This window comes from Mycolicibacterium sp. TUM20985 (genome assembly GCF_030295745.1).
Classification (GTDB): domain Bacteria; phylum Actinomycetota; class Actinomycetes; order Mycobacteriales; family Mycobacteriaceae; genus Mycobacterium.
The window spans coordinates 4,913,200-4,929,008 of record NZ_AP027291.1 but is presented as its reverse complement, the minus strand read 5'-3'; the positions used below and the strand labels follow the sequence as shown (position 1 = coordinate 4,929,008).

General features: G+C 64.5%; 19 protein-coding genes and 3 tRNA genes. 16 read left to right on the top strand and 6 right to left on the bottom strand.

The window, feature by feature from the left end; genetic code table 11:
* Positions 1–39: 39 nt before the first annotated feature.
* The 4 genes from QUE68_RS24150 (at position 40) to QUE68_RS24135 (ending at position 4,545) form a co-directional block, all read left to right on the top strand.
* On the top strand, positions 40–741 hold the full coding sequence (locus QUE68_RS24150; protein ID WP_286274559.1) for a GAF domain-containing protein: 702 nt from the start codon (positions 40–42) through the stop codon (positions 739–741).
* 228 nt (positions 742–969) lie between these two features.
* A complete protein-coding gene (locus QUE68_RS24145; RefSeq protein ID WP_454786389.1) occupies positions 970–2,394 on the top strand; it encodes a sugar transferase in 1,425 nt (474 codons plus the stop codon).
* A 108-nt stretch (positions 2,395–2,502) separates the two neighbouring features.
* Positions 2,503–3,141: an undecaprenyl diphosphate synthase family protein gene (locus tag QUE68_RS24140; RefSeq protein ID WP_284228827.1), complete on the top strand. Its 639-nt coding sequence runs from the start codon at positions 2,503–2,505 to the stop codon at positions 3,139–3,141.
* A 33-nt stretch (positions 3,142–3,174) separates the two neighbouring features.
* Positions 3,175–4,545 (top strand): FAD-dependent oxidoreductase, encoded by a 1,371-nt coding sequence (locus QUE68_RS24135; protein WP_284231327.1) that lies wholly within the window; start codon positions 3,175–3,177, stop codon positions 4,543–4,545.
* Between the two features lie 345 nt (positions 4,546–4,890).
* On the opposite strand, the gene QUE68_RS24130 is transcribed toward QUE68_RS24135, so the two are convergent.
* Together QUE68_RS24130 and QUE68_RS24125 are read right to left on the bottom strand one after the other, a co-directional pair.
* A complete protein-coding gene (locus tag QUE68_RS24130) occupies positions 4,891–5,925 on the bottom strand; it encodes a DUF2510 domain-containing protein (protein WP_284228825.1) in 1,035 nt (344 codons plus the stop codon).
* Positions 5,926–6,012: 87 nt separating this feature from the next.
* Positions 6,013–6,738 (bottom strand): MBL fold metallo-hydrolase, encoded by a 726-nt coding sequence (locus QUE68_RS24125; RefSeq protein WP_284228823.1) that lies wholly within the window; start codon positions 6,736–6,738, stop codon positions 6,013–6,015.
* A 115-nt stretch (positions 6,739–6,853) separates the two neighbouring features.
* On the opposite strand from QUE68_RS24125, the gene QUE68_RS24120 reads away from it, so the two are divergent.
* The 11 genes from QUE68_RS24120 (at position 6,854) to rplA (ending at position 11,551) form a co-directional block, all read left to right on the top strand.
* Positions 6,854–6,926, top strand: a tRNA-Thr gene (locus QUE68_RS24120).
* Between the two features lie 40 nt (positions 6,927–6,966).
* A tRNA-Met gene (locus tag QUE68_RS24115) sits at positions 6,967–7,040 on the top strand.
* 39 nt (positions 7,041–7,079) lie between these two features.
* Positions 7,080–7,247 (top strand): 50S ribosomal protein L33, encoded by a 168-nt coding sequence (gene rpmG / locus QUE68_RS24110; RefSeq protein WP_011558336.1) that lies wholly within the window; start codon positions 7,080–7,082, stop codon positions 7,245–7,247.
* Positions 7,248–7,251: 4 nt separating this feature from the next.
* Positions 7,252–7,728, top strand: coding sequence for a (3R)-hydroxyacyl-ACP dehydratase subunit HadA (hadA, locus tag QUE68_RS24105; RefSeq protein ID WP_284228812.1), 477 nt, complete (start codon positions 7,252–7,254; stop codon positions 7,726–7,728).
* Positions 7,715–8,143: a (3R)-hydroxyacyl-ACP dehydratase subunit HadB gene (gene hadB / locus QUE68_RS24100; protein ID WP_284228810.1), complete on the top strand. Its 429-nt coding sequence runs from the start codon at positions 7,715–7,717 to the stop codon at positions 8,141–8,143. The genes hadA and hadB overlap by 14 nt, the downstream gene beginning before the upstream one ends.
* Positions 8,144–8,145: 2 nt before the next feature.
* Positions 8,146–8,655 carry a (3R)-hydroxyacyl-ACP dehydratase subunit HadC gene (hadC, locus tag QUE68_RS24095; RefSeq protein ID WP_284228808.1) on the top strand — a complete coding sequence of 170 codons (510 nt, stop codon included), beginning with the start codon at positions 8,146–8,148 and terminating at the stop codon, positions 8,653–8,655.
* A 147-nt stretch (positions 8,656–8,802) separates the two neighbouring features.
* Positions 8,803–8,875 (top strand) — tRNA-Trp (locus QUE68_RS24090).
* A gap of 69 nt (positions 8,876–8,944) precedes the next feature.
* The gene (secE, locus tag QUE68_RS24085; protein WP_454786306.1) at positions 8,945–9,418 is read left to right on the top strand and encodes a preprotein translocase subunit SecE; all 474 of its coding nucleotides are present in this window, start codon (positions 8,945–8,947) and stop codon (positions 9,416–9,418) included.
* A 28-nt stretch (positions 9,419–9,446) separates the two neighbouring features.
* Positions 9,447–10,289, top strand: coding sequence for a transcription termination/antitermination protein NusG (nusG, locus tag QUE68_RS24080; RefSeq protein ID WP_284228804.1), 843 nt, complete (start codon positions 9,447–9,449; stop codon positions 10,287–10,289).
* Positions 10,290–10,318: 29 nt separating this feature from the next.
* Positions 10,319–10,750 (top strand): 50S ribosomal protein L11, encoded by a 432-nt coding sequence (gene rplK, locus QUE68_RS24075; RefSeq protein WP_284228802.1) that lies wholly within the window; start codon positions 10,319–10,321, stop codon positions 10,748–10,750.
* Positions 10,751–10,843: 93 nt separating this feature from the next.
* Positions 10,844–11,551: a 50S ribosomal protein L1 gene (gene rplA / locus QUE68_RS24070; protein ID WP_284228800.1), complete on the top strand. Its 708-nt coding sequence runs from the start codon at positions 10,844–10,846 to the stop codon at positions 11,549–11,551.
* A gap of 53 nt (positions 11,552–11,604) precedes the next feature.
* Here the strand turns inward: rplA and QUE68_RS24065 are convergent, their stop codons facing one another.
* Entirely contained in the window at positions 11,605–12,609 is a 1,005-nt protein-coding gene (locus QUE68_RS24065) for an endonuclease/exonuclease/phosphatase family protein (RefSeq protein WP_284228798.1), read from the bottom strand.
* Between the two features lie 88 nt (positions 12,610–12,697).
* On the opposite strand from QUE68_RS24065, the gene QUE68_RS24060 reads away from it, so the two are divergent.
* Positions 12,698–13,303, top strand: coding sequence for a M15 family metallopeptidase (locus QUE68_RS24060; RefSeq protein ID WP_284231325.1), 606 nt, complete (start codon positions 12,698–12,700; stop codon positions 13,301–13,303).
* A gap of 11 nt (positions 13,304–13,314) precedes the next feature.
* Here the strand turns inward: QUE68_RS24060 and QUE68_RS24055 are convergent, their stop codons facing one another.
* The 3 genes from QUE68_RS24055 to gmd form a co-directional block, all read right to left on the bottom strand.
* Positions 13,315–13,491 carry a hypothetical protein gene (locus QUE68_RS24055; protein ID WP_284228796.1) on the bottom strand — a complete coding sequence of 59 codons (177 nt, stop codon included), beginning with the start codon at positions 13,489–13,491 and terminating at the stop codon, positions 13,315–13,317.
* Between the two features lie 259 nt (positions 13,492–13,750).
* Complete coding sequence (locus QUE68_RS24050; protein ID WP_284228794.1) at positions 13,751–14,728, bottom strand: GDP-L-fucose synthase family protein; 978 nt, start codon at positions 14,726–14,728, stop codon at positions 13,751–13,753.
* Positions 14,725–15,777 carry a GDP-mannose 4,6-dehydratase gene (gmd, locus tag QUE68_RS24045; RefSeq protein ID WP_284228793.1) on the bottom strand — a complete coding sequence of 351 codons (1,053 nt, stop codon included), beginning with the start codon at positions 15,775–15,777 and terminating at the stop codon, positions 14,725–14,727. The genes QUE68_RS24050 and gmd overlap by 4 nt, the downstream gene beginning before the upstream one ends.
* Positions 15,778–15,809: the final 32 nt, after the last annotated feature.

Below are 15,809 nucleotides of genomic sequence, written 5' to 3'. Positions count from 1 at the left end.
CGGTGTCCGGGTCGACGGAAAATTCGGTAGCTTGTCCAGGTGACGAGGTCTCTGGCGGGGTTCGACGAGTGGCTCAACCGCCAACTCGAGGAGTGCGCGAACGACGCGGGCGAGGACGTCGTGACCTATGTGGCGCGGGCGGTCGCGGCGCGGATGGTCACCGAGCATCGACGCATCAACAGTCCGGGCATCGCCAAGCTCATGACTCACCTGTCGGCGTCGGGTGCGTTTGCTGACGCTGAGATGCCGAACACTTCCGCGGCCATAAGTGACCCGGCGCGACTCCATGCCCTGTATGCCACGGGTCTGCTGGACAGCCCACCGCAAGAGGCATTCGACCGAATCATGAGGGCCGCCGCGGCCGCATTGGACGCGCCGCATTCGGCGGTTTCCTTGATCGACGTCGACCGGCAATTCTTCGTAAGCACTCTCGGCATGGGTGGCACGTCCCCGGAAGAAAGGCAGACGCCGCTCGATCGGTCGGTATGTCAATATGCCGTGGCAAACGGCGCACCACTAATCATCGAAGACGCGACTATTCATCCAATCTTCAAGAATCACCCGGTCGTCCTCGACGGCAGCGTCGTCGCGTACCTTGGCATACCGCTGATGGATCGCGACAAGAACGCCATCGGCACGCTGTGTGTCTTCGATGCCAAGCCGCGGCTGTGGAGCACCGGACACGTGCAGATCCTCACCGACCTCGCCACTCTCGCGGCGGAACGGATCTTCGGCCCCTGATCGAGGTTCGGTCCTACCCACCGGCTGCCTCGTACCCTCGTCTGGCAAATCGACCGTCATTGGCGTCGAATCCCATTAGAGTCGTTTCCCAAGAGTTTCTCCAGGGGGATCGGGAGCGCGACAGAGGTGAATGCGACGACGCACGTTCCGAGTGACATCGCCACAGTGCCGCGGCTGAACTCAGCGACGCCGCCTGGTCGCGCCAACCTGTCGAGCGCTCCCGGCTGGATGGAAAGCCTGCGAAGCGACCGCTGGTTCGTGGTGATCAGGTTGCTGGTCGACGTGGTGTCCGCCGTCGGCGCGGTTGCTCTGGCGCATGCGTGGATCCCGGGTGGGATCGACAATCGCAACGTCCTGACGTACTCGTGGGCCTTCGTTCCATTCGTCATCGTCGTCTTGAGCACTCGATCGATGTACAAGCGCAACCTGAACTTCAAGTTCCTCGAAGACCTGGAGCCAATGGAGACGGCCGTCGCGGTGGCGGCCTTGGGGACGCTGACGCTGCTGATGTTGGCGGTGCCGCCCTTCAGGCCCGGCGAGGTCGTCGGGGTGTACGTCCGTCCCAGCGATCTGGTCGTGCGGATCTGGGTCTGCGCCGCGATCCTGATGCCAGCCGCGCGTCTGGTCAGATCCCTGGCGTACCGCCACCTGCGGCGTAAGTACCGGATCGCCGCGCCTGCGCTCATCATCGGATCCGGTCCGATCGTGCACCAGATCATCACCCGGATGCGTCAGGTGCCCGAATACGGTCTGTGCCCCGTCGGTTTGCTCGACGACGTCCGGCCGGCAGACGCGGATTTGCACGAGCTGCCCTATCTGGGAACCACGAGCAACCTCGAGGCGGCCGCGCGTGCAGTACGTGCCGAGGAGCTCATCGTCGCCCCGTCGTCGGCATCGGACGAGCAACTGGCGCAGGCCGCTCACGTGGCCCAATCCCTCGGAATGCGGGTGCGCGTGGTACCGCGGCTGATGGACGCCATCGGCATCGGCGCCCGGGTCGAGCACCTGGGTGGCGTTCCCCTGATCGTGCTCAGCCATGCCGATCCGAAGGGGTGGCAGTTCGCCGTCAAGCACGCGTTCGACAGGACGGCCGCCGGGCTGGGGCTGCTGGCCATCTCGCCGGTGTTCATCGGGCTCGCGCTCTTGGTGAAGTCCAGCTCCCCGGGGCCGATCTTCTACCGCCAGGCGCGAGTTGGCCGTGATGGCAACGTGTTCGACTGTCTGAAGTTCCGCAGTATGCGCCCCGACGACCCGTCCGACGAGGCCTTCGCGCCGACGGTGGGAGATGCCCCCGGAGGGGTGGAGGGTGTCGATCGGCGCACGCGGATCGGCAAGATCATGCGCAAGACGTCGATGGATGAACTGCCTCAACTGTTGAACGTGCTGCGGGGCGACATGAGTCTGGTCGGCCCGCGTCCCGAGCGCCCGGAATTCGTCGAGTTGTTCGAAATGCGCGTCCGGCGCTATGGCGACCGGCATCGGGTGAAGGCCGGCATGACCGGCTGGGCGCAGGTGCACGGCCTTCGTGGGCAGACTTCGATCGCCGACCGGGCCGAATTCGACAACTACTACATCGAGAACTGGTCGTTGCGCCTCGACTTCCAGATCCTGCTGTTGACGGTGTTGGCGGTGTTGCGCAGTGCGGAGGATTGATGTTCGCCTACCGGCGACCTAGGTATTCCGTCGATCGATTGCGCTGGCCGCCAATAGCTTTCGTGATCAAATTGCCTGTGGGGGGTATGGCCGATGTACGACGGACCAATGCACGTTGGCTTGATTCCGGATGGACTGCGCCGCTGGGCGAACGCTCATGACGTCACCCTGACCGACGCGTACCAGCGGGGTGCCGAGAAGGTGGCCGACATCCTCCTCGCCCTGCGGCGCCACGGTGTACAGACCGTGTCGGTGTACAACCTGAGTCGTGCCAACCTCTCACGCCACGACGACGAACTGCAGGCCGTCTTTGCGGCCTCCGTCGAGTTCTTCGAAACGCTGATCCCCGCTCGTTTCGACCCCGGTACGACCAGCGTCCGCCTGCACGGTGACCGGAGCTCGCTGCCCGCGTCGTACCTCGCGGCGGCACGTCGAGTCGAAAGCGCAATGCAGGGTGACGGTTTCACCATCAACGTTCTCGCCGCATACGACGCTCGTGACGAACTGCGGGCGGCCCACGAGAAGGCCCGGCAGGACGGTTCCGACATCGGCGACGCCTTTGAGATAGGTGACGTCGACATGGTCATCCGGACCACTCCGGAGCAGCTGCTCAGCGGATTCCTGCCGCTGCAAAGCCAATACGCCCCGCTGTTCTTCCTGGCGACGCCACTCAACGATCTGACGGATCGCCACATCGACGACCTCATCGCGGAGTACCGAGCTTTCCTCCAGTTGCGTGGCCGGTAGCTCGTGACAGGGGCGAACGGTAACCCGTTGATCATCGGCGCTGGTCCCGCCGGACTCACTGCCGCCCTGCGGCTAGTGAAGAGGGGAGTGGCGCCCCGCATCTACGAGGCGACGGGGAACGTCGGTGGCCTGGCCCGTACGCCAGGCGACGGCGATTGGCGCGTCGACCCCGGCGGTCACCGGTTCTTCACCAGAAGCGAAGAGGTGTTGGACCTCTGGCATTCCCTTCTCCCACCCGACCAGTGGATCTCCGTGCCACGTCGCTCTGCCATGCTCGTTGACGACCATTACGTGCGGTACCCGCTCCTCGGCCGGGACCTGCTGTTCCAGATGGGGCTTCGGCGCGGCATACGTGGTCTGAGCAGTTACTTGTGGTCCAGAACTCAGCGCGGAACGCGCGTCATCGACGACTCGGCGGACTTCCGCGACTGGGGCACTGATCAATTCGGCCGCTATTGGTACGACATGTTCTTCGACGGCTATGTCCGCAAGACGTGGCTGACTGACCCCGGTGACATCACGAGTGAATGGGCGCGCCAACGCATCAAACCGATCGGTTGGCATGCCCAAAACAAGCGGGATCCCGCCGAAGAGGACGCCTTTCGATATCCCATCCGCGGACCCGGCCAACTCTGGGAAGCGGCAGCTGCGCGACTGGCCGACAGTGGAGTGGTCCCCTCACTTGATTCACGGGTCGCGAAGGCCCGATTCAATGGCAAGACCTGGACGGTCGAGCTGGAAAGTGGCGAGACCGCGTCTGGAGATGCCGTGTTCTCGAGCATGCCGCTGCGGTTGCTCGTGAATGCACTCGAGCCCGCGCCGCCGCGGGACGTTCGCGCGGTGGCTGCGGAACTCAAACATCGTGCGCTCATCACGGTGGCCGTCGCCCTCGGGAAGCACTACGACATTCCCTACAACTGGGTCTACACGCCGCAAGAGGGTGTGAAGGTGGGTCGGATTCAGAACTACGGCCTATGGTCGGGCGGGCTCGCTCCGGACGGCTGGCAGGGAACCTACCTGGGACTCGAGTACTATTTCGGGCCGACCGACGACCTGTATGCAATCGATGACGAGAGCTTGAAACGCGTTGCCGCAGAGGATCTTCGCGCGTTGGGCATCGATGACTCCACGGTCGAGCGAGTGATGGTCGTGCGATCCCCGTTCGCCTACCCGATCTGCGACCCGGCGCGCGACAGAAGCGTTGCCCGAATTCGTCATTACTTGCGCCGAAATTACCCGTCCCTGCACCCCATCGGACGCAACGGGATGCATCGCTACGACAATCAGGACCACGCGATGTTGAGTGCCATGCATAGTGTCGCCAGGTACTTCGGCGAGAACGTCGACCCGTGGCAGGTGAACGCCGACCCTGGCTATCACGAGGCCGGCGTGCTCAAGAGGTAGGAGCTGGAACCCAAATTCTTAGGTTCTACTCAGGTTCACCAAGGGGTCCGCACAGAAACATCCAATAAGTTTTTATTTCAGAGCCTCCCCCAGGCTCCGATAGATCGGCCTCGTCACCAACCCCCCCTGGTGACGAGGCCGAGTTCGTTTTCGAGGACTTGCGCCGATGCAGATGGTCGATCGCCCTGCCAATGGGCTCTACGGCGGCTCCGCGCTGTCCCGCGGACTTGGTAGCGAGTCCCCTCCCCTCGAGTAGACAGTTGCGACAATTAAAGCACTTCGAGGGAAGTCACGCCGACCTCGCACCTAGCCGAAAGTAGTTCAAAATCCAAACAATTCACGGCCTCACTGCAGCGGCAACTGGACGCCGGGGCTGACTGGGTCGGCACGCAACGAGATCGAATCGGGCGTGGTGTCGACCGGAACGTCGTAGACCAGTGGCGTCTCGACTGTGTCGCCCGGGGCGATCTCGGCGATGGTGCCACCAAGGAATGCGGTCGCCTCGTCGTCGAGGGGGAACGTCTGCCCCGCGGCGCCAAGTTGCTGGAACGTGGCGACGAACGTCAGCGGTGCGGCGCCGGTATTGGTCACGTTGACGTAGACGACGTAGAACAGGCCGTCGGCGGTGGTCTCCACCGAGTCACTGACCGTTGAGGTGATGGTGTCGCCGGTTTCGGTGCCCTCGACGGAGAAGGTGTAGTCGCCGTCACTGCCCTCGGCACCAGAGGGCGGTGGCGTCGGCGACTCGGTAGGCGACGGCTCCGTCGAGCTCTCCGGGGTGGTCTCGCTCGACGTGGTCTCCGTCAACGACGTCACCGACGGCGTCGGCTGCGAGGACTTAACGGTCGGCTCGTCCTTGCGCATCACGACCACGGCGATGACCACCACGATGGCCAGCAGGATGGCGGCCCCGCCACCGAGAATGCCGGTGACCAGTTTCTTGTTCGGGCCCCCGTTGTGTGGGCCGTCGCCGTGGAGGCCCGGTGGCGGTCCCGGGGGCGGCGCGAAAGCGGTTGCCTCGTAAGGAGGTTGCTCGTAGGGGGGCGCCTCGAAGGACTCCGTGGGTGGCGGTGTGTACGACGTCTGCTGGGTCGACGGCAAGTCCCACGCCGGCATCGGCGCGTTCCACGGGATGTCCTCCGGGAGTGGTTCGTCGGCGGTCGGCGGATGTGTGTCGTAGGGCTGAACGGGCTCCGGTTGCGCGTCCGCGGGGGTGCCGTCGGGGTGTTCCTCGGGGGCCAACTCCCGCTGGCCGCTCATGGGACCGGCGGCCGGCGCGGGCGCTCGGTGCTCGGTCCACGCCCTGCCGTCCCAATACCGGAGGCCGGAGGGATTCTCGGGGTCGGGATACCAGTCGGCGGGTGTGGGCGGTGTCGTCATCGCAGGGCTCCCGATCCTGCGCCCCGAGGGCGCTGTGCACCGAACTTAGCGCAGGTCGCGAGCCGTCGCGCTAGTTCCGAACGCGCGTCAGCCGCCCATCGCCATCCGCCACTGGTCCAGACTGCCGGCCCGGTAGACGTAGTTCGTGCGTCGCACCTCCGACAGCGAGGCGCTCGGCTCGGCCGAATACCAGTGCCCGGGGTAGACCGTCGGATCGCCGGACAGCTGCGCGAGCGCCTGCAGGCTGCGGTACATGTCGTCGACGTTGCCGCCGGGGAAGTCGGTGCGTCCGCAGCCCTCCAGGAACAGGGTGTCACCGGCGACCAGCCGACCGTCGAGGAGGAAGCACTGACTGCCCGGGGTGTGGCCGGGGGTGTGCAGCAACTCGATCTCGACGTCGCCGACGGCGACCTTGTCACCGTGTTCGTGAGAGGTGAGGTCACTCATCGGGATGCCCGTGACCCGGGAGACCCAGTCCGCCTCGTGGGTGTTGACGTGCACCGGCACGCTGACTCGCTCGAGCAGCTCGGCCAACCCCTTGAGTTCGAAGCCCATCATCGAGCCGCCGACGTGGTCGGGGTGGTGATGGCTGACCAACACCCCCGACAGATGCATGCCGTCGGATTCGAGGGCGTCGAGCAGATCGTTGGCGGCATACGCCGGGTCGACGACGACGCAGTCGCCGGTCTCGCGGTCGCCGATGAGGTAGGCGAAGTTGCGCATCTGCTGGGCGATGACGTCGTTCGCGGCGAAGTCTCTGCCGGCGAGCAGCTGCTTGAAGTACAAACGGTCCTGGTCGGTTGGGCTGGCCATCGCCCTAGACTAGGCCTAGCGCCAAGCCCGCGACGAAGCGGTTTGGCGAGGGTAACGGCGAGAATGTACCCTCTTTAAGGCCCCGCGGCGCGAGTGATGCGCGGCAAAGGCCACTGCCCCCTTAGCTCAGTCGGTAGAGCGCTTCCATGGTAAGGAAGAGGTCAACGGTTCGATTCCGTTAGGGGGCCCGGAGGACAGGCAGGCCAGTGCCCGCCTCGATCTATCCGGGGCGGTGTAGCTCAGCTGGTTAGAGCGCACGACTCATAATCGTGAGGTCGGGGGATCGAGCCCCCCCACCGCTACAAGACGACAACGCAAGTGAATGAAGAAGGACGACTGAAGTGGCCTCCAGTACTGACGTACGGCCCAAGATCACCTTGGCCTGCGAGGTGTGCAAGCACCGCAACTACATCACGAAGAAGAACCGCCGCAACGACCCCGACCGCCTGGAGCTGAAGAAGTTCTGCCCCAACTGCGGAACCCACCGGGCCCATAAGGAATCGCGCTAGCTTCGTGCCGCTGTCTTCGAGCATCATCGGGATGCACTATCGCTACCCCGACTTCTATGAGGTCGGACGCGAAAAGGTTCGCGAGTACGCAGTGGCAGTGAAGAACGAGGACGCGGCCTTCTTCGACGAAGAGGTCGCGTCCCGCCTCGGCCATGAGTCGCTGCCCGCACCGCTGACCTTCATCTCGGTGTTCGGCTACCAGGCGCAGACGGCGTTCTTCGCCCACGCGAACATCGGCATCACCGACGCGCAGATCGTCCAGGTCGACCAGGAGCTGAAGTTCCTGCGGCCGATCAAGGCGGGCGATCGCCTGTATTGCGACGTGTCCGTGCACTCGTACCGGCAGGCGCACGGCACGGACATCATCGTCACCAAGAACGTGATCACCAACGACAAGGGCGAGGCCGTGCAGGAGAGTTACACGACCTTGGCGGGTCGTTCCGATGACACTGGAGAGGGTTTTTCCAATGGCACTGCGTGAGTTCAGCTCGGTGAAGGTCGGCGACCAACTTCCCGAACGCGTCATTCCGCTGACCCGGATGGACCTGGTCAACTACGCCGGCGTGTCCGGTGACCTCAACCCGATCCACTGGGACGACGAGATCGCCAAGCAGGTCGGCCTGGACACCGCGATCGCGCACGGCATGCTCACCATGGGTCTGGGCGGCGGGTACGTGACGTCGTGGATCGGCGATCCGGCCGCAGTCACCGAGTACAACGTGCGCTTCACCGCGGTCGTGCCCGTGCCCAACGACGGCGTCGGCGCCGAGATCGTTTTCAACGGACGCGTGAAATCCGTTGACCCCGAACATAAGTCGATTGTCATCGCCCTGTCGGCGACCTCCGGCGGCAAGAAGATCTTCGGTCGCGCAACGGCGACCGCGAAGTTGGCGTAGAGGTGCCCCTCAAAGCCGACGTCCTGGGGATGGTCCACCACTACCCCGAGAGCTTCAAGATCGGGCGCGAACAGGTCCGCCAGTACGCCCGCGCGATCAAGGCCGACGACCCCGCGTCGTTCGACGAGGAAGCGGCCGCCGAGCTCGGCCACGACAACATCGTCGCGTCGCTGACCTTTCCGTCGATCCTCGCGCTGCTGGTGCAGCAGGACTTCTTCCGCAAGGTCGACGTCGGGCTGACCACGATGCAGATCGTTCAGGTCGACCAGAAGTTCGTCTTCCACAAGCCCCTCGTCGTCGGGGAGACCTTGACCGCGTCGCTGGAGATCCAATCGGTGGTGGAGCGGTTCGGGGCCGACATCGTCGTCACGCGCAGCGTCTGCGTCGACGACAAGGGCGAGGTCGTCCTGGAGGCGTTCACCACGTTGATGGGCCACGAGGGTGACAACTCGATTCAGGTCCAGTGGGATGCGGAGACCGGCCAGGTCGTCCGCACCGCCTCGACGGATTAGTAAGTCAGATCGGGGCCGTTGTACACTCGGTCCTCGGGGTTTCGCCCAATCAGCGCGCTGTCCGTCGGTTACTGATCGACCGATCGGGGAGCGCGTGAATTGTGTGGGCCCCCGACGGCAAGGACCTGCCAGCAGTGCCTTGTGTGAAGGGGCGTAGCTCAACTGGCAGAGCAGCGGTCTCCAAAACCGCAGGTTGCAGGTTCAAGTCCTGTCGCCCCTGCTGAAGACGAAAGATCGAAGAGTGTGGACACTGGAAGGTGACCACTAGAAGACCGACGAAAGGCATGCGGTGAGCGACGAGCGCGATGGTGCCGGCTCCCCAGTCGACGACGTGGATGACATCGACTCCGATGTGGACGCCGAGGACACCGACGTCGATTCGGTAGGCGACGACATCGGTGTCGCTGGCACCCGCGGCCAGACCGCGGTCGCCACTCGGCCGCAGCGGCCCACCGGCAAGCGTTCGCGCCGGGCGACCACTGCGGGCGAGACTCCTGCCACGGACGCCGGCGAGGTCAAGAACGGCGACGGCAAGAAGCCGAAGACTGCAAAGAAGCCGAGCGAGCCCCGCGGCAATCCGTTCACCTTCGTCTGGAATTTCCTGAAGCAGGTCGTCGCGGAACTGCGCAAGGTCATCTGGCCGAACCGCAAGCAGATGATCAGCTACACGACCGTGGTCCTGGTGTTCCTGGTGTTCATGGTCGCGCTTATCGGCGGGGTCGATCTCGGCCTGGCCAAGCTCGTGACGCTGGTCTTCGGCTGACACGAGAGAACTTAGAGAGGATTGACACGTGACTTCCTTCGAGGGCGACACGCCTTCGGCTTCGGCTGTGTCCGACGCGCGCATCGAGGACGCTGACCCCAGCACGGTGATCGCGAGCAGGACCGCGGAATCGTTGGAGTCGTCCACGGCTGAGGCCGTGGCCGAGGCTGGCGACGCCGTACCCGCCGAGGCGGAAGAGGCTGCAGTCGAGGCCGCCCCGGAGGCGGACGCCGAAGAAGAAGAGCAAGACCCCGCCGTGGCGATGAAGAAGGACCTGCGGTCCAAGCCCGGCAACTGGTACGTCATCCACTCCTACGCGGGCTACGAGAACAAGGTGAAGGCCAACCTCGAGACCCGCGTCCAGAACCTCGACGTCGGCGATTACATCTTCCAGGTGGAAGTGCCGACCGAAGAGGTCACCGAGATCAAGAACGGCCAGCGCAAGCAGGTCAACCGCAAGGTGCTGCCCGGCTACATCCTGGTGCGCATGGACCTCACCGACGAGTCGTGGAGCGCGGTGCGCAACACCCCGGGTGTGACCGGCTTCGTCGGCGCGACGTCCAAGCCGTCCGCGCTGACGCTGGACGACGTGGTGAAGTTCCTGCTGCCGCAGGGCGCGGCGAAGAAGCCCGCCAAGTCGACGTCGTCGGGTGCCGGTACGGCCGCCGAAACCGGTGGTCTGGAACGGCCGGTCATCCTGGTCGACTTCGAGGTCGGCGAGTCGGTCACCGTCATGGACGGCCCGTTCGCCACGCTGCCGGCCTCGATCAGCGAGGTCAACGCCGAACAGCAGAAGCTCAAGGTGCTGGTGTCGATCTTCGGTCGCGAGACACCCGTCGAACTGACCTTCAACCAGGTCGCAAAGATCTAAAGAGAACCAAGGAACAGGAAGAACACGTCATGGCCCCCAAGAAGAAGAAGATCACCGGGCTGATCAAGCTGCAGGTTCAGGCTGGCGCCGCGAACCCGGCCCCGCCCATCGGCCCCGCGCTCGGTCAGCACGGCGTCAACATCATGGAGTTCTGCAAGGCGTACAACGAGGCGACGGAAAGCCAGCGCGGCAACGTCATCCCCGTGGAGATTACCGTCTACGAGGACCGCAGCTTCACCTTCGTGCTGAAGACGCCGCCCGCCGCCAAGCTGCTGCTGAAGGCTGCCGGCGTGCAGAAGGGCTCCGGCGAGCCGCACAAGACCAAGGTCGCCAAGGTGACCTGGGATCAGATCCGCGAAATCGCGGAGACGAAGAAGGACGACCTCAACGCCAACGACATCGACGCCGCGGCGAAGATCATCGCCGGCACCGCCCGCTCGATGGGCATCACGGTCTCCTGATCGTCGAACCGCACGCACCACCAGCTCGACCCGTGGGAGGGCCCGCTTCGGCCCGAAAGACACCACGACCCAACGAATGATGATTGGAATGCAATGAGCAAGAACAGCAAGGCGTACCGCGAGGCCGCCGAGAAGATCGACCGCGACAATCTCTACACGCCGCTCGAAGCCGCGAAGTTGGCGAAGGAGACGTCCTCGAAGAAGCAGGACTCCACCGTCGAGGTCGCGATTCGCCTCGGTGTCGATCCCCGCAAGGCCGACCAGATGGTGCGTGGCACGGTCAACCTGCCGCACGGCACCGGCAAGACGGCCCGCGTCATCGTGTTCGCCGTCGGTGAGAAGGCCGAGGCCGCGGTGGCCGCCGGTGCCGACGAGGTCGGCAGCGACGATCTGATCGAGAAGATTCAGGGCGGGTTCCTGGACTTCGACGCCGCGATCGCGACGCCCGACCAGATGGCCAAGGTCGGCAAGATCGCCCGCGTGCTCGGGCCGCGTGGTCTGATGCCCAACCCGAAGACCGGCACCGTGACGCCCGACGTGGCGAAGGCCGTCAACGAGATCAAGGGCGGCAAGATCAACTTCCGCGTCGACAAGCAGGCCAACCTGCACTTCGTGATCGGCAAGGCCTCGTTCGACGAGACCAAGCTCGCCGAGAACTACGGCGCCGCGATCGACGAGATCATGCGCGCGAAGCCGTCGTCGTCGAAGGGCCGCTACCTGAAGAAGATCGTCGTCTCGACCACGACCGGCCCCGGGATCCTGGTGGATCCGTCCGTCACGCGTGGCTTCGCCGAGGCCTAAAGCACTTTCGCTAACAGAGCTCCCCGGCACTCAGGTGCCGGGGAGTTCTTGTGCTACCAGGTGGTCGGCACCATCACCGTCGCGAGCACGGCGCGGTGGTCGGTGCCCGGCAGCTCGATAGTCGCGGTCGACGCGGCAGTGGCATTCCTGGTGAGGATGTGGTCGATGCCGAGCACCGGCGGATACCTCTTGTTGGCGGGGTAGGTGACGTTGCGACCAGAACCGGCCTGCCGGGCGGCGTCCTGATAGCCATTGGTGAGTAGTGCGCGGAACGGGCGCATGTCGATGGTCGAGTTGAAGTCGCCGCCGACGAGCACCGCGCCGTCGCCTGTTTCGACGACCACCTCGGAGAGAGTGGACGGAAACTTCGCAATGTCCTGCTGCCAGCCAATTATTGGGCGCGGCCACGGTGCATCGAGGTGGACGGACAGAAGCGACACGTCATGCGGCACTTGGGGAATGCGCACGCGGGCGGTCACCATCGCCAGCTGGTAGCCGCCGATGCGGCGCGAGTCCGTGATGGGGTAGCGGCTGTAGACGCCGACTCCTGCTGAGCTGGGACGCGCGTCGAGCTCCTGGTAGGGAAAGGTGGTCTCGATGCCGGCGGCGTCCAGCCGGCGAACCGCTTCCGGCGTCAACTCTTGGATCAGCAGGACGTCGGCGCGTTCGCGGGCCGCCGTCATCAGGGTTTCAGGCTTGGCGCGGCCGTACAGCATGTTGATGGTCATCACCCGGACCCCAACCGAACCAGGGGCGGGAGTGGTACCGATGTACCAGGGCACTTGAGTCGCCACCGAGAGCACGGTGATCAGGCCGGCGAGAGCGGCAAACGCCCAGCGCCGGCCGACGGTACACACGACGAGTGCGGCCGGCGCGGCAAGCATCAAGAATGGCGAGGCGATGACGATGTACAGCACGGGGTGGCTGGGAATGGGCGTGAAGCGGACGACCAATGCTGCGCCCGCGGCGGTGAGCAGTGCGGCGCCGAGGCAGGCGTTGGCGACTCGGCGCGCGGTGCTCAGGAGCTCTCCTTGGTCGTGCGCGTCGAACGGCGCCATGCCAGTATCCCTGCGTGGGGACGAGCGAGCATTGCAGACTCGGGTGGTGCCCCCGCTCAGCAGATGGATCGTCGCGGTTCTCGGCGTAATGTGCGCCGCGACGATTCACGTTCCCACGGCGGCGGCCGATCCGCCTCCGGTGTCGCCGCAAGCCCGCGCGGCGGGCCTGGTCGACGTGCGGACCATCGTGCCCGACGCGGCGATCGACCTGAGGTATGCGACGGCCGACAACTTCGTGGGCGTGCCGCTGTATCCGGCGGGGGCGCGATGCCTGGTGCACGAGTCGATGGCCGACGGCCTGGCCGTGGCTGCCAATCAGCTACGCGCGCAGGGGCATACGTTGGTTTTCTGGGACTGCTACCGCCCGCACGACGTCCAGGTGCGGATGTTCGCGGAGGTGCCCAATCCGAATTGGGTGGCCCGCCCGAGCGATTTCGCCCGCAGTCATGAGGCGGGCCGGTCGGTCGACGTGACCATCGCGGGCCTCGACATGGGGACAGGGTTCGACGACTTCACCCCGCGCAGCCTCGCATACGCCACCGAGGGCGTCACCGCGCAGCAGCAGGCCGACCGGGCGCTACTGCGTGATGCGATGGAAGCCGGTGGGCTGACCGTGTATCCGGGGGAGTGGTGGCACTTCGATGGGCCGGGCGCGAAGGAGCCGCGCCCGATCTTGGACGTACCGGTGGTGTGAGCCGTTGCGGGTCAGTTGGCGAGGAGCTGCGTGCCGCTACCGAGGCACACGTGTGACAGGTCCGCGAACGGAAAGTCGCACGTCACGCAGGCGCCGTCGGTGTCGATCGGTGGCGGCGCCGACTGGTGGCTGGCGTGAATCCAGGCGACCCACACGTTTCCTGGTAGTGCCAACAGACCATTGATCATGACTTCCCCCGAACGTCATCGGCACAAGCTCCCCCTGCCCGATGTTCATACATTAGCCCTCAGCAACGTCCGGGGATATAGGGGAAACCCCTCAACATCAGGCCTCCGTTGCTAAACCCACTGATGCACACAGACATGGGATGTCTGGGAATCGGTATGCGGCGACTCGCGGCCACCCCGGCGCCGAGTCGTCTGAAGCCGAGGATGTTCACCACGTACGAACGGCAAACCGGGACTTCCTACCGCCCTGTGCCCCAGGCTATTGCCCTCGCGCCGACCCGATGTGGTCTCGATACCATGCCACTGTGCGCGCTAGCCCTTCCCGCAAGCCGATGGTCGAGGTCCACCCCGATTGTGCGAGCTTCGAGACATCGAGAAGCTTCTGCGGCGTGCCGTCGGGTTTCGTCGTGTCCCACTGGGTGTCACCGGTATAGCCGACGACGGAGGCGACAGTCTCGGCGATCTCGCGGATCGTGGTGTCCGTGCCGCTGCCGACGTTGACTTGATCCGGACCGTCATAGTGCTCGAGCAGGTGTAAACATGCGTCAGCCATGTCGTCTGCGTGCAGGAATTCACGTCGCGGTGAACCAGAGCCCCAGTTGGTCACGAAAGGCGCGCCCGATGCGGCCGCCTCGTCATAGCGTCGGATCAGTGCGGGCAGAACGTGCGAACCCGTTGGGGAGAAGTTGTCGTTGGGTCCATACAGATTCGTCGGCATCGCCGAGATCCATGGCAGCCCATACTGTCTCCGAACCGACTGCACGTGAATGATTCCGGCGATCTTCGCGATCGCGTAGGCGTCATTGGTGGGCTCGAGGTGACCGGTTAGCAGGGACTCCTCTCGGATCGGCTGCTGAGCGAACTTCGGGTAGATGCAAGAAGAGCCGATAAACAGGAGTCGCTCGACGTCGACTTCACGGGCCGCATCCAGGACGTTGACCTGGATACGGATGTTTTCGCTTAGGAAATCCACGGGGTAGGTGCTGTTGGCGAGGATTCCGCCGACCTTTGCCGCGGCGAGTACGACGTATCTCGGCTTGACGTCGGCGAAGAACTCGACGACCGCGTCGCGGTTCCTCAGGTCGAGCTCGGCTGAGGTTCTTCCGACGATATTCTCGAAATGCGCCTTCTCCAGTCTGCGCACGATCGCCGAGCCGACCAGTCCGCGATGACCAGCAACGTAGAACGTAGCTCGGCGGTCGAGGTCACCGGGGGAAAACTGTGCGGCAGCGGTCATTCGGCTACCGCGCGTGCACTAGCAGATCCCCATGAATCCAAATTCACTTTGTCGATCCACGCGCTACCGGCATGCGCGAGCGCCGCCACGTCTGCGTCGACCATTAGGCGCGCCAGTTCGTGGCCGTGGATGGTCGGTACCCAGCCGAGCTTGTCGCGTGCCCGTGACGCGTCGCCGATCAGGGCGTCGACTTCAGTGGCGCGAAGATAACGCTCGTCGAACCGGACGTGCTTCTCCCAGGTGAGGCCTACGTGCCCGAACGCGATCTCCAGGAATTTCCGAACCGTGCATCCCTCGCCCGTGGCGAGGACGTAGTCGTCAGGTTCGTCGGCCTGCAGCATGCGCCACATGCCTTCGACGTACTCGGCGGCGTAGCCCCAGTCACGCACTGCGTCGAGGTTGCCCAGGTAGAGATAGTCCTGCTGGCCGGCCTTGATGGCGGCAACCGCACGGGTGATCTTGCGGGTGACGAAAGTTTCGCCGCGACGCGGTGATTCGTGGTTGAAGAGAATCCCGTTGGTCGCGAATATGCCGTATGCCTCGCGGTAGTTCCTGGTTATCCAGTAGCTGTACAGCTTAGCTGCGCCGTAGGGAGAGCGTGGATAGAACGGGGTGGCCTCGTTCTGAGGCGGCGGGGTCGCTCCGTACATTTCGGATGACGAGGCCTGATAGAAACGGGTGTCGATGCCGGAGAGTCGCACAGCCTCGAGCATTCGAACCGTGCCAGTCCCGGTGGTATCAGCGGTGTGTTCGGGTTCGTCGAAGGACACTCGCACGTGAGACTGCGCCGCAAGATTATAGACTTCATCTGGGTCAATCCCGGCGAGCAATGTCACCAGTCGAGCGCCATCGCTGAGATCTCCGTAATGGAGGAATAATTTGGCGTCTGGCGAATGAGGGTCGACGTACAGGTGATCGATGCGTGACGTATTGAATGTCGACGCGCGTCGGATCAGCCCGTGTACTTCGTAACCCTTTCCAAGCAACAACTCAGCAAGGTACGAGCCGTCCTGCCCGGTAATGCCTGTGATGAGCGCGCGTTTCGTCATCCGTGCCCCATGAGGCTTGCGGCGGTGCGACG

What these genes read in the sequence shown, in the direction of transcription:
- QUE68_RS24050 (WP_284228794.1), bottom strand. Translation starts at nt 14,728, where the DNA reads ATGACCGCTGCCGCACAGTTTTCCCCCGGTGACCTCGACCGCCGAGCT.
- rplA (WP_284228800.1), top strand. Translation starts at nt 10,844, where the DNA reads ATGAGCAAGAACAGCAAGGCGTACCGCGAGGCCGCCGAGAAGATCGAC.
- QUE68_RS24140 (WP_284228827.1), top strand. Translation starts at nt 2,503, where the DNA reads ATGCACGTTGGCTTGATTCCGGATGGACTGCGCCGCTGGGCGAACGCT.
- hadB (WP_284228810.1), top strand. Translation starts at nt 7,715, where the DNA reads ATGGCACTGCGTGAGTTCAGCTCGGTGAAGGTCGGCGACCAACTTCCC.
- QUE68_RS24065 (WP_284228798.1), bottom strand. Translation starts at nt 12,609, where the DNA reads ATGGCGCCGTTCGACGCGCACGACCAAGGAGAGCTCCTGAGCACCGCG.
- QUE68_RS24130 (WP_284228825.1), bottom strand. Translation starts at nt 5,925, where the DNA reads ATGACGACACCGCCCACACCCGCCGACTGGTATCCCGACCCCGAGAAT.
- QUE68_RS24060 (WP_284231325.1), top strand. Translation starts at nt 12,698, where the DNA reads ATGTGCGCCGCGACGATTCACGTTCCCACGGCGGCGGCCGATCCGCCT.
- QUE68_RS24055 (WP_284228796.1), bottom strand. Translation starts at nt 13,491, where the DNA reads ATGATCAATGGTCTGTTGGCACTACCAGGAAACGTGTGGGTCGCCTGG.
- gmd (WP_284228793.1), bottom strand. Translation starts at nt 15,777, where the DNA reads ATGACGAAACGCGCGCTCATCACAGGCATTACCGGGCAGGACGGCTCG.
- QUE68_RS24125 (WP_284228823.1), bottom strand. Translation starts at nt 6,738, where the DNA reads ATGGCCAGCCCAACCGACCAGGACCGTTTGTACTTCAAGCAGCTGCTC.
- rplK (WP_284228802.1), top strand. Translation starts at nt 10,319, where the DNA reads ATGGCCCCCAAGAAGAAGAAGATCACCGGGCTGATCAAGCTGCAGGTT.
- QUE68_RS24145 (WP_454786389.1), top strand. Translation starts at nt 970, where the DNA reads ATGGAAAGCCTGCGAAGCGACCGCTGGTTCGTGGTGATCAGGTTGCTG.